The organism is Cytophagaceae bacterium ABcell3 (assembly GCA_030913385.1).
Lineage (GTDB): Bacteria > Bacteroidota > Bacteroidia > Cytophagales > Cytophagaceae > ABcell3.
Window position 1 is genome coordinate 561,223 of record CP133159.1, and the last position, 11,864, is coordinate 573,086.

Genomic DNA, 11,864 nt, shown 5'->3' on the forward strand with positions numbered 1-11,864 from the left:
CTAATCTTGTTTTATGGTTTTACAAATAATGTTAATATTTTAATTATTTCATTTTTCACCAAAGCTGACTAAGCTTTGTTTAACTTACCTATTGCAATTTATATACCATATTTTGAACTATTTAAAAATTGTAATTTTGTCATAAATCGTACTGTAATTTTGTCAGGGTATAAATTGGAATATTTTTACCTGCTAAATAAAAAATAATAAACAACTATCACTTTTTCCTTATTATAGTTACTTTTAAGTAATAAATTAGAGATATTTTTCAATTAAACTCTTAGTCTGTGCTTGAAAATGCTCATTTAAATAACATTCAGGAAATGGAACAAGGAATAGATTCAAATCTATGCGACGGTTTTGAAGAAGAAAGAGAAGATGATGACTATGTTATAACTACCCCTTTTGATCCTAAGCAGGTAGACATAACAGTTGAGCCCTCTACAGTTTCTAAATTAGTAGATAGGATGAGACATGATGAAATTAATTTATTTCCAGAATTTCAACGTAAGGGCAATTTATGGGATAGAACTAGAATGAGCCAATTAATTGAATCAATACTTATTCAATTGCCTCTTCCCGCTTTTTATGTAGATGTTGCTGATGATGACAAATGGATTGTTGTAGACGGTCTTCAAAGACTTTCAACTTTGAAAAAGTTTATAATTGAAAAACAATTGAAACTTAAAAATTTAGAGTTTCTTAAAAGCCTTGATAATAAAGGGTTTGATGAGATAGGGAGGGTTTTGCAAAGGAGGATAGATGAAACCCAAGTTACTTTGTTTAAAATTAGGAAGGGTACACCAAAAAAAGTTTTAACAAGCTTATTTCATAGAATTAACACTGGGGGGTTGAAGCTAACCTCTCAAGAAATTAGACATGCTTTAAACCAAGGTCCTGGCTCACAGTTTCTAGTTGCCACATCTGAACAGGACTGGTTCAAGCGATATATTAAAGTTTCTGACAAAAGAATGTTAGGGCAAGAGTTAATTCTTAGATTCTGTGCTTTTTTCAGGCAAGGCTATGGTAACTATCAACCATCTCTACAGATTTTTCTTGATGATGAAATGGAGTATCTAAATGAAAAATCTAATGATGAAGAAAGAAATCGCTTACAAGAGTCCTTTAAAAAAAGTTTGGAGCTTTCATTTGAACTTTTAGGGGAAAAAATGTTTAGTAAAGCTTTAATTTCATCGGAAAAAAAAGTGGTGATTAATAGGTCTTTATTCGAAGCTACTACTGTTAATCTTGCTCAGCTAAGTCAAGAAGAATCTGAGATGTTAGTCATGAACAAGAACGGGTTTAAAAATGACTATACGGAATTATTAAAGGATGTGGCTTTTGATACTTCAATAACAGCAAACACTAGCTTGAAACATAATGTAAATATAAGGCATAAGGAAATTCAAGAAATTATTAAAAAACATACTGATCATGCTTACTAATTTAAAAATTAATAATTTTAAAGCATTAAGAATAGCTGATTTAAAATTAGGTAGTATTAATCTTTTTTCAGGTTTAAATGCTGTAGGAAAGTCATCAGTTATTCAATCCTTACTACTTTTAAGGCAGTCTTTTGAGGGAGGTGGGTTTCCTAAGGGATTGATTCTTAAAAATGAGGATTATGTTAATTTAGGATTAGGAAAAGATGTTTGTTCAATAGGAGCAAGTGCTGAAGAAAGAATTTTTTTTGAGCTTGAGTTTAATTACGAGAATACAGTAAATGTTGAGTTTAATCAAGCTCCAAATAGAGATATTCTTCCTCTACTTAACTTTGGATCTTGTGTTTCTTCTAACTTCAATATTGATGAGGTTGCATTATTTACAAAGGATTTTCAGTACTTGAGCGCTAATAGAATTAAGCCTCAAATACAATATGTAACATCCCCTTATCATGTTGACGATTTAAAAAGCCTTGGAAAAGAAGGAGAATATACTGTTCATTTCTTAGCAAAAAATAAAGATAGGCCTATTAGCAATAAAGAGCTGGTTCACTCAAAGGCTAAATCTGATACATTATTAGACAATGTTAACGCATGGATATCTGATATTTCTCCAGGTGTTAAAGTCAACGCAACTTATCATGAGGAGTTAGAAACAGCCAGTTTAGGATATAGCTTTGAAATTGCATCAGGGTATACTCAAAATTTTAAACCTACGAATGTAGGTTTTGGGCTAACTTACATTCTGCCAATCATTGTAGGAATTTTAATATTACCTCCTAAGGGACTTATTTTAATTGAGAACCCTGAATCACATTTACATCCAGGGGGTCAGTCCAAAATTGCTCAATTGTGTGCTATTGCAGCAAACTCGGGAGTGCAGGTTATATTGGAAAGTCATAGCGACCATATATTAAATGGATTACGTGTAGCTGTTAAACAGAATACTCTGGAACATGATAATGTTCATGTTTATTATTTTCATCGAGAAGCAAATTCAGAAGAACATGAAACTAGGATTACTGAAATTAACATAGATAGGTATGGCAGGGCTGACGAATGGCCTAAAGGTTTTTTTGATGAGTGGGATAATCAATTGGACATACTTTTAAGTTAAATGGAGTTTTTAATACTAAATGAAGCATCAATTCCTTATGATAGCATAGAGGTTGCTGATGAGCAATTGCCGAATTTTCTAAACATTGTTTCAGGTGCTTTTGATAATAGAGTAAAAGCAATCTTATTATCAAATGAAATAGATAGGGGATGGTTTGAACTCCCTATTACCCCTTTGCACAGTTTAAGAGAGTGGTTGGCTTTAAAAAGGGAAAATAGAGATTTTGTTAGAAAGGTTAAGTTTATAATAACAAAAACCTCAGCACCACAAATTCCTTCCAGCGAGATTTTGGTAAATGAAAGGCACCAGCTGTCAAATTTTTTCCTAAAAAGTTCAAAAGAAATCTCTGTACCTTCATTGGGTGCAGCTTATCTGCTTAAGCAGCTTGCGGTTAGTTTTGCTTCTGCTCAACTTTGGCTTCCCCGGCATATACCATTATTGCATAATGAATTAACAACTCATGGAGAAACAAGAAATGAGGTAATTGTTAATAATTGTGCCACAATAGATAGTTGGGAAGCTTATTTAAAAGTAATTAACCAACAACGTAAAGTCAACCTTAAAAAGTCTAATGATTTATGGAATAATAGGAGAGAGATCTTCCCAAATCTTATTTTTTGTGGGGCGTCAGAAGGACAACTCCAAAACTTGCAGGTTGCTGATACAGTATTTAATCAGCTTCTATCTGCATTAGAAAAGTTAAATAATTATTGTGAAGATGCAGATAGTTATTCATTACAAGAGACTGTAGAATATACGCAACTTAGAATTTCAGATGAATCAAATAGTGTAAAACAGAATCCTAAGCTACGTAGACATAGAATGTTTATGATTAATGGAAGAAAAACTTTTTTTGGCTTTCATATAAAAAGCTTTAGTGGAGCATTGAGACTTTATTTTTTGCCAGATCGTTCTGAGCAAAAAATCTATATAGGGTATTTTGGCAAACATTTGCCTACAGCAAATTATTAATGATGAAAAGTATGGATAATAAGGGTTTGAAAAAAAGGGCAGCTTCCTGAGCCACCCTTTTTCTATGTTACATTCCAAACGCATAGTAGTGAACGCCTGGTAAATCTTCATAAACACCTTCTAAAAGAACGCCTCCACTTTTATTTTCCAGTTTTGACATTAACTGGTCTACCGAAGTGATCACTTGCCCGTCTACTTTGGTAATGATAAAACCTTCTTTCATTTGAGTGTGCTTTTTCAATTTGCCAGCAAATATTTTTGTTACTTGTACCCCGCCATCAATATCAAGTTTCTTAGCAAGGTTACGCTTTATGTCTTTAAATTCTGCACCAAGGATACTGGCCACTTCATTTCTTTCTTTACTGATAAATGTGGTCTCGCCTTCGTGGTTTTTGAGCTTTACCTTCACATCTTTTTCTTTGCCATTACGGTTCAATGTTACGTTAACTTCATCGCCTGGCCTATGTCTGGCGATCATTTCTTGAAGTTTAGGGACAGAGTTTACAGAGGTTCCGTTGATTTCTAAGATCACGTCGCCGGCTTTGACACCAGCATCTGCTGCTGCGCTATTGGCTGCTAAACTGTCTACATATACCCCTCTGCTGACTTTAAGATCTTTTTCTTTTGCTAAGCCCCCATCTACTCCACGGATAATTATCCCTAAATACCCTCTTTGGACAATGCCGTATTTAAGCAAGTCCTCTACTACCTTGTTGACCATGTTAGACGGTACGGCAAAGCCATAACCTGCATAAGCGCCTGTTGGACTTGCAATGGCAGTGTTTATACCTATCAAAGCGCCCTGTAGGTTTACAAGTGCACCCCCACTGTTGCCTGGGTTAATGGCTGCATCAGTTTGGATGAAAGACTCAATAGCATACTGGTCTTGCAATATGTTGATGTTCCTACCTTTAGCACTTACGATACCCGCAGTTACGGTAGAGTTTAAGTTAAACGGATTGCCCACGGCCAATACCCATTCGCCAACTTTGACGTCGTCAGAGTCTACAAAAGAAAGATATGGCAGATCGCTTTCTTTAATTCTGATCAAGGCCAAATCGGTACTTGGGTCTGTTCCTACAATAGATGCCTTGTAGGTACGGTTGTCGTGAAGTGTTACCTCTATCTCGTCAGCATTGTCAATAACGTGGTTATTGGTCACTATATAACCTTCTTGGTTAATAATTACTCCTGACCCAGTGCCAGTCTTTACTTGTGGGCCACGTTGACCAGGGCCTTCAAACCGGAAATGAGGTCCAAAGAAATCCTCCCCAAAGAACTCTCTGAACGGGTCTGGTAATTGACGATGCTTACGCTGATTTTGTGCTATCGTTTGACTAGATTTTATATGTACTACAGCGTCCATAACCTGTGGGGCTACTGCGGTAAAGTCTAAAGGCACCACTTCATTGTCTTCGTTTACCGTATATACCGCACCTTGAACAGGAGTAGTATTTACATGTTCTACTTTTACAGTTTTGTCTTTTGGCAATAGGTCTGGTACAAACCATACCGTACCCATTGACACACCTAGTGCTACCAGGCCGGATGTGATATAGCTCTTCATAAAAATTATTTTAGTTTAACTGGTTATTTAGTTTGCTTTCGGCTGGAATGCCAGCCGAAGGGTTTTCATATGTAAGGTTTAAATAAATGTTTAAAAATCTGGTAAACTAGTACAGATAAAATGCCGGAAACTAGCAAAAAGGAAAACAAGCTGTCCATATAGCACCTCCTTTCTCATTTTACCATAATTCGCTTTACAGGGTCAAGCTGTGGACAAACGATTTTTAATATGCCATCGTTCCAAGTTGCCTCAATATTGTCTGAGTCTACATTTGCCGGAAGCGGCCATGTTTTGCTAAAAGAGGCAAAAGCATATTGCGAAAACGTGAGCCCTTGGCTTTGTTTGATGTTGTGAACCCTCTTTTGCGTGGAAACAGATATCTTTCCATTCCCCGCCTCTATTCTGATATCATTTTTATTAAAATCCGGAAGCGGTACATTTAGTTCCAGAACACTGGCACTTTGCTGTTTGTCAACTAAATCATTTGGCTTTTTGCTGCCCCATAACTTAGCTTTTAACATTTCAAACCACCTTGTTAGTTTCATGATTACCTCCTTTCTGAAAAATAATCATCAATAGGATTTCATTGTATCAATTGCAAATAATATTCCAATTTCAACTCTGAGCTGTCAAAAGGTAGTATTTGTTTAAAATATTCTGAACCTCAGATAGAGTTAAGGTGGTTTTTTATGATAAAAGGGTGCAAGTCATGCAACTATGTTTTTTAGGTCGGACAAAATGTCATAAAAGGTGAAAAATTTTCATGGTTATATATGAAAAAAGGCTTCAGGTAATACTGAAGCCTTTCTATGAAATGTTCAATTATTGATTATCTTCTGTCTATTCTCTTGAGAGTTCCGTCTTCTCTGTAGGTAGCTTCCAGATCCATTCCGTCTTCTTCAAACTCCACAACGTAGTCGCCGTTATCCTCTTCCCATTCAACGTTTTCAGCTTCTGGGTAACGCTGGTTGAAGTTTTGGATTACTTCTTCCGGAATTTCTGCCTCTTCTTCTTCTTCAGGTTCAAGGCCTCCAAAGATACCCTCTTCTTCTTCAACGCTTCTTAATGTACCATCTGGGTGATAAACAGCCTCCATTTCGGTATCGTTATATTCAAACTCAACCTCATAGTTGCCGTTATCCTCTCTCCACTCAACATCAGTTGCTTCTGGATAACGTTGGTTAAATGAAGTTACAACCTCTGCTGGCACTTCTGCTTGCTGTAAACCTCCACGGTTACACCCTGTAAAAGCTAACGCTCCTGCTGTTAATACTAAAATTAACTTTTTCATATTCTTCCCTACGTTTTCATTTCCTTTACTTAAATGTAACTGGTGGGCAAGCATAATGTTTTTTTGGTGAAATGGAGCAATGTCATTAGTGATGGTGCAAAAGGTCATATGCTTGAAATGCTGCTTTTGGCACTTTTGTATCAATATTACGGAAGGGGAGAGAAATTTTGGTTATGGGCTTTTTTCACTATTTAACTAATAAAGGCATGAGCAATGTAAAAGTATTTATTATGATCATTTTGGTATGTGCCGGTATCCGTTTCGCCAATACCGACGCTTCAGGTGAGGAAGATAAAAAAAACCTTAAGGTGCATAAAGAAAATTATCTGCCTTAAGGTTTAACCTTGAATAGTTTAAAGAGATCAGCTTCTGAAGATCTGGTTTGTTTCTAGACCAGTCAGGTTTTTTATAGACTTTACTACATAATAAAGTATTAAAAACAAGAAGATTAATGAAGGCAGTACAATAACCGGGTAACTCATCATGGTCATTTCCCCAAGTTCATTATTATACTCTACAGTGCCAGGCTCTCCTTTTACAATGACTTTTGCCAATATATAGTTTAACGCTGCTGATATAAAAAAGGAAATGGAAAGAAAGATATTGGCATTTGTCAACACCTTGCTAAATGCTTTTTCGTTGCCGCTGTTGCTGACCCTTTGGTTAATTTCATCAAGATTTACCAGTTCATTTCTAAATATCAGCTTATTGAACAAAGGGTATTTTGTTTTTACTGATATCAATATTGCCACGCCAATGACAAATGGGATCAGCGACTCTTTGATGGCCAGATACTCTACCGGCAACTTCATTAGACTAATGCCTCCTGTTAAGGCAATGCTAATAAGTCCCAAAATGGAAACGAAGTTTTTCCTTTTATTAATTGCCAAATCGTAAAGGCCGTAAACCAACGGAAACAAAACCGCTAAGATTAAACCATATAAAGGGCCTAGGTGTTCTTCGCTGCTAAACTTCGTTAATAAAACTACTGGTATGACAATGTTTATTAGGAGGTTGGCAAACTGGTTTTCTTTTTTCTTTGCTGCTATTGGTTTTTCCATTTGTTATAATATGACTATCTAAAAGACAAATATTCACTTTAGTTCAACGTTTAACTTTAACTTTTGCAATAGAACTTTCTATTACGAATAAAATAAAACAACACTTGCCTCGCTCACATTTGTGTCCTAACCATATGCTGCTATGCTTTGCGAACGAAAAGTGCTGACCTATTGTATTTTTTCCTCATGACAAATCTATTGCAAAATAGAGCTTAAAGCGCTAAAATAAGTATCTAAAGTTTAGTTTTTTATAAAATTACCGTATTTATACTTCAATATCTAACAACTCTTATACCATTTAAGGTCATAATGGTATAATATTTTTCACTGTCCATTTTAAAACAGATTGCCAATAACATTTTTTTGACTTTCTGGTAAGTATTCGTTAGAACTAAAAGATTTATATTTATGTATAGACCATGTTTTTTTAAATTCAATGGGGTCATATCTTTTTTAACCTTTGTAATTTTTTTGTCCTCTGGTTGTGCTAGTACAGGTTTTCATGCATCAGTTAACAATACTTCAGTGCAGCTCAATACTGGAAACTATAATATAGTAGCCAAAAATGTTCGTGGACAGGCATCTGCACGCTATTTATTAGGGTTTAGCTACAACCTGGGCCTTTACTCTCAGACTTTAGCTGCCATACCCCTAGATAGCGATCGGGCACTTTATGTTCAAGCGATGGAAGACCTTTGGCGGCAGTTTGAAGAAACACATGGAGCCGTAGAAGGAAGAAGACTGGCTTTGGCCAATATCAGGTACGATACACAGGCGGTAAACTTGTTTTTTTATACGAGGCCGGAAGTTTATATAGTCGCTGATGTGATAGAGTTTGATTAGCCAGATATTTATGTAGGGCGCACTGATACCTAGTGTTGTGGCTACACTACGTATCAGTGACTTTTTCAGCAGACCCATGTGCCTGGCTAATTAAACTTGGCCGAAAATAAAATTTTAGCTTATAGGCTCTTCATTGTCGTGTTTACACAACTTTTACGTCAGGCATGTTGTCATGGTTTTTTCTAATGACCTCATATATGTCATGCCTGCGATCTTTTAGGTTGGTTACACTTCCATGATTATGGAGTTCATCAAGTAGGTTTAAATCAACATCTGCTATGAGAATCATTTCGTTATTGGCAGTGGTTTCTCCTTTGAGACCTGTATTGGGAAAAGCAAAGTCACAAGGTGTAAGTACTGCAGACTGCGCATATTGGATATCCATGTTTTTCACTCTTGGCAGGTTGCCGACACTTCCCGCAATCGCAACAAAACATTCGTTTTCAATGGCTCTTGCCTGTGCACAATGTCGAACACGTGAATAGGCTGTTTGTGTATCTGCCAAGAATGGAACAAACAAAATTCTCATTCCTTCATCTGCGAGCACTCTTGATAGTTCGGGAAACTCTACGTCATAGCAGATCAAAACACCGATCCTGCCACAATCTGTGTCAAACGCTTTTATGCTGTCACCACCTTTGAGCGCCCAATACTTGGCTTCAGCCGGAGTAACGTGGATTTTTTCATACTTTTCCCTTGTTCCGTTTCTTCTGCATAAATATCCAACATTGGTAAGTTTATCATCTTTATATTCTGGCATACTTCCAGTAATAATGTTGATGTTGTATTTAATAGCAAGTTCGGTAAACCTTTCTTTCATTTCACTGGAAAAACTTGCCAACTTTTTAATAGCATCGGATTCTGGTAGCTCATTATGTTCAGCCATGAGCGGCGCATTGAAGTACTCAGGGAATAGAGCGAAATCTGTCTTATAGGCAGCAAGCGCATCCACAAAGTACTCAACTTGTTGAAATAGGTCTTCAATTCCGGTATATAACCGCATTTGCCACTGTACAAGCCCTAACCTTACGGTAGTTTTTTCTGAACCAAATGCCTTTGGCTTATCTTGGTAATAGATATTTAGCCAATGGAGCAGTACCGCATCTTCGCAAGACTCAAGGTCATAGGGCAGATATCCTTTTAGAACCCGCTTAGGCTGAAAGTCGTTAGATAGTTGGAAGTTTAAGATCGGGTCGCTTATTTCTTTGTTGCGCACCTTTTGTATATATTCCTTAGGGGAAAGGCTGTCTTTGTAGATGTGATAGTTGGGTATACGCCCACCGAAAACAATGGCTTTTAAGTTGAGACCCTCGCATAGTTCTTTTCTAGCTTCATAAAGCCGTTGCCCTAAGCGCTTCCCTCTATGTTCGGGTGAAATAAAAACCTCTATACCGTACAAGGTGTCTCCTTTAGGGCTATGTGTGTCAAAGGTATAGTTCCCTGTTATTTCCTTATAGGTGTGGTTATCTCCAAACTTTTCATATTTTACGATAATGGCCAATGCGCAGCCTACTACTTTTTCATTTACCGTAATTACAAACTGCCCTTGGGGAAACAGTTCTAATAAACGGGAAATTTGCTGTTTGCCCCAGTAGTGCCCTGTATTCGGGTAAGCTTTTTCCATTGCAGTTCTCAAGCCCTCATAATCTTCTAAGTTAAGGTTGCGCAGGTTTATAATTTCTGTCATATTTTGTTTCTGTTTTTACTGTAAGGCAATGGGTTTATAACAAGTAGGGCTGTTCACTTGGTTCCTAATGGCACTTTTTCTTTATTTCTTGAAGATAACAATAGGTTTGGTAAGGGGAGCAATAATATATTATTAAATTTTTTAAATTTTTTTTAACACTTAGCCATTTAAAGGGTTAGGTCAGTATTAAGGTTGATAAAAACGGATTTTTGTCATTTGAAGTAATTAGGGTATTAAGGAATTTGCACAACTAAAACAAGTAAATTTAAATTTATGAAAAAGATCATTTTTACCACGGCACTAGCTGTATTGTCATTTTTCTCAGGCTACAAAGCAGATGCTCAATTTTCTTTAGGAGCCAGAGCTGGTTTGAACTTTTCTACCTTTTCAGGAGAATTGCCTGATGATATAGATCGGAGATGGGTGGTTGGCCCTAAGTTCGGAGCCATTGTTAACTATGGCTTTACCGACGTTTTCTCGATTCAGGGAGAGATTAACTATTCTATGCAAGGTGGCCAGACGATGCGCTATCCAACTATTGAAGATGAAAGGATGGCGTTAGGATATATTAATGTGCCTCTTCTTGCCAAGTTCACTTTTGGCGATGAAAATTTCAGGTATTTTGTTAATGCAGGCCCTTATGCTGGTTTTGCCGCTAGGGGTAGATTGTTAGGTGATGATTACAGTGAAGTGGTAAGCACGTATGATGCCCCTGTGTACAGAAGAGACTATGGTTTTGCTGTAGGAGCGGGTGTAATGTACCCAATGGGGCCAGGCAATATTCTTTTTGAAGCAAGGTATACCCATGGTATATTTGATGTTATGGTACGTGATGGTGTGCGTCCAAACGAAACTCCTGAAGGGGTAGATCCTAGACAAACTAGGGTTATCCATTTATCAGTTGGATATTTGATTCCTTTTGGGGTTCACTAAGATATTTATAATATTTATAATATTTTTTTACAAGGGGTATGGGTTTCCATGTCCCTTTTTTTATTGTAGGCCACATTTTTATTAGAAATTGTTCAATAGGTTTAGTTATTGGTGAAGGGGTTTTCCGAGGATGGTTTTTGAGAATTATCACCTTAAATTTTTTAGGCTATCCACGAGCGTAAATATACTTTATGGCCTCACACAATTGAAAAGTATTTAAGCCGTTAAAGTAGGGCGCACTGAAAAACGCCCAAAATATTGATCTGTTAATGCTTGTATAAAGGTTATGAGCTATAGATGCAGTTTTTCGGTTATTTCTTATTTTCGTGGACAGTAATTTGAGAACCTTTTAATCCAATACTTTTTTTGGGCTAGCTTCTAGCACACTTCTATTTTATGGCCTTACATTCGATGTATTCCAATACGTCTTCATGTAGGGCCATACACAATGTAGCCACAAGGCATGTGACGGTGGTTGGGATAATATGTTGGTTACCTGTCAGCGTCTCTTGGACCTGACAGCGTAAGTGATAACAAATCTTGCCGATAAAAAATCGGCACTACAAGAATCACATCATCTGGTTAGTGGGGATACTATTTTTTTATAATTAACAGAAAAACAAGGACTTAACCGTCATTGCGAGGCGCAAGATAGCAGTAGGTTAAGTTTCTTGGTTTAAAATATAAACCTTTCGTTCCTATGAAAAAAAGCTGCGGCAATCTGTCTTCGGTAAGCTGTAATGGCTGGCTTATAGGGTGTTAAATACTAGACCAGACGATGAGATTGCTTCGTCATTCCTCCTCGCAATGTCTTGTGGCTACACACGCTTGTGGCTTTTTCAGCAGGCCCTATCATGGATAATGGCAGTATTTTGCACCGACAAAAACTGGTACTTCAATAAGAAAAACGGAGGAATGAGAAACCGGGCTTAAGCAAGTCCGGTTTTTTTA

The 11,864-nt window shown here is 36.8% G+C and carries 11 protein-coding genes; 6 read left to right on the forward strand and 5 right to left on the reverse strand.

Annotated elements, in window-relative coordinates; all coding sequences use genetic code 11:
- Positions 1 to 287 precede the first annotated feature (287 nt).
- From RCC89_02375 to RCC89_02385, 3 genes are read left to right on the forward strand one after another with little or no spacing between them, the layout of a single operon-like run.
- Positions 288 to 1,445: a DUF262 domain-containing protein gene (locus RCC89_02375; protein WMJ72021.1), complete on the forward strand. Its 1,158-nt coding sequence runs from the start codon at positions 288 to 290 to the stop codon at positions 1,443 to 1,445.
- Positions 1,435 to 2,559: a DUF3696 domain-containing protein gene (locus RCC89_02380; GenBank protein ID WMJ72022.1), complete on the forward strand. Its 1,125-nt coding sequence runs from the start codon at positions 1,435 to 1,437 to the stop codon at positions 2,557 to 2,559. The genes RCC89_02375 and RCC89_02380 overlap by 11 nt, the downstream gene beginning before the upstream one ends.
- A complete protein-coding gene (locus RCC89_02385; protein ID WMJ72023.1) occupies positions 2,560 to 3,531 on the forward strand; it encodes a hypothetical protein in 972 nt (323 codons plus the stop codon).
- A gap of 67 nt (positions 3,532 to 3,598) precedes the next feature.
- Here RCC89_02385 and RCC89_02390 read toward each other — a convergent pair whose 3' ends face one another.
- The 3 genes from RCC89_02390 to RCC89_02400 all read right to left on the reverse strand — a co-directional run bounded on the left by RCC89_02390 (position 3,599) and on the right by RCC89_02400 (position 6,389).
- Positions 3,599 to 5,098 (reverse strand): Do family serine endopeptidase, encoded by a 1,500-nt coding sequence (locus tag RCC89_02390; protein WMJ72024.1) that lies wholly within the window; start codon positions 5,096 to 5,098, stop codon positions 3,599 to 3,601.
- A gap of 173 nt (positions 5,099 to 5,271) precedes the next feature.
- Positions 5,272 to 5,643 carry an Hsp20/alpha crystallin family protein gene (locus RCC89_02395; GenBank protein ID WMJ72025.1) on the reverse strand — a complete coding sequence of 124 codons (372 nt, stop codon included), beginning with the start codon at positions 5,641 to 5,643 and terminating at the stop codon, positions 5,272 to 5,274.
- A 284-nt stretch (positions 5,644 to 5,927) separates the two neighbouring features.
- Positions 5,928 to 6,389: a PepSY-like domain-containing protein gene (locus RCC89_02400; GenBank protein ID WMJ72026.1), complete on the reverse strand. Its 462-nt coding sequence runs from the start codon at positions 6,387 to 6,389 to the stop codon at positions 5,928 to 5,930.
- A gap of 206 nt (positions 6,390 to 6,595) precedes the next feature.
- Between RCC89_02400 and RCC89_02405 the strand changes: the two genes are divergently transcribed.
- Positions 6,596 to 6,724: a hypothetical protein gene (locus tag RCC89_02405; GenBank protein ID WMJ72027.1), complete on the forward strand. Its 129-nt coding sequence runs from the start codon at positions 6,596 to 6,598 to the stop codon at positions 6,722 to 6,724.
- A gap of 27 nt (positions 6,725 to 6,751) precedes the next feature.
- On the opposite strand, the gene RCC89_02410 is transcribed toward RCC89_02405, so the two are convergent.
- A complete protein-coding gene (locus RCC89_02410) occupies positions 6,752 to 7,450 on the reverse strand; it encodes a VC0807 family protein (GenBank protein ID WMJ72028.1) in 699 nt (232 codons plus the stop codon).
- A 408-nt stretch (positions 7,451 to 7,858) separates the two neighbouring features.
- On the opposite strand from RCC89_02410, the gene RCC89_02415 reads away from it, so the two are divergent.
- The gene (locus RCC89_02415) at positions 7,859 to 8,293 is read left to right on the forward strand and encodes a hypothetical protein (protein WMJ72029.1); all 435 of its coding nucleotides are present in this window, start codon (positions 7,859 to 7,861) and stop codon (positions 8,291 to 8,293) included.
- A gap of 142 nt (positions 8,294 to 8,435) precedes the next feature.
- On the opposite strand, the gene RCC89_02420 is transcribed toward RCC89_02415, so the two are convergent.
- Positions 8,436 to 9,980, reverse strand: coding sequence for a bifunctional GNAT family N-acetyltransferase/carbon-nitrogen hydrolase family protein (locus RCC89_02420; GenBank protein ID WMJ72030.1), 1,545 nt, complete (start codon positions 9,978 to 9,980; stop codon positions 8,436 to 8,438).
- Between the two features lie 273 nt (positions 9,981 to 10,253).
- Here RCC89_02420 and RCC89_02425 point away from each other — a divergent pair, with 273 nt between their 5' ends.
- Positions 10,254 to 10,913 (forward strand): porin family protein, encoded by a 660-nt coding sequence (locus RCC89_02425; GenBank protein ID WMJ72031.1) that lies wholly within the window; start codon positions 10,254 to 10,256, stop codon positions 10,911 to 10,913.
- Positions 10,914 to 11,864 lie beyond the last annotated feature (951 nt).

Coding starts and splice junctions, on each gene's coding strand:
- RCC89_02415 (WMJ72029.1), top strand. CDS start 7,859: ATGTATAGACCATGTTTTTTTAAATTCAATGGGGTCATATCTTTTTTA.
- RCC89_02425 (WMJ72031.1), top strand. CDS start 10,254: ATGAAAAAGATCATTTTTACCACGGCACTAGCTGTATTGTCATTTTTC.
- RCC89_02410 (WMJ72028.1), bottom strand. CDS start 7,450: ATGGAAAAACCAATAGCAGCAAAGAAAAAAGAAAACCAGTTTGCCAAC.
- RCC89_02395 (WMJ72025.1), bottom strand. CDS start 5,643: ATGAAACTAACAAGGTGGTTTGAAATGTTAAAAGCTAAGTTATGGGGC.
- RCC89_02405 (WMJ72027.1), top strand. CDS start 6,596: ATGAGCAATGTAAAAGTATTTATTATGATCATTTTGGTATGTGCCGGT.
- RCC89_02400 (WMJ72026.1), bottom strand. CDS start 6,389: ATGAAAAAGTTAATTTTAGTATTAACAGCAGGAGCGTTAGCTTTTACA.
- RCC89_02420 (WMJ72030.1), bottom strand. CDS start 9,980: ATGACAGAAATTATAAACCTGCGCAACCTTAACTTAGAAGATTATGAG.
- RCC89_02385 (WMJ72023.1), top strand. CDS start 2,560: ATGGAGTTTTTAATACTAAATGAAGCATCAATTCCTTATGATAGCATA.
- RCC89_02380 (WMJ72022.1), top strand. CDS start 1,435: ATGCTTACTAATTTAAAAATTAATAATTTTAAAGCATTAAGAATAGCT.
- RCC89_02390 (WMJ72024.1), bottom strand. CDS start 5,098: ATGAAGAGCTATATCACATCCGGCCTGGTAGCACTAGGTGTGTCAATG.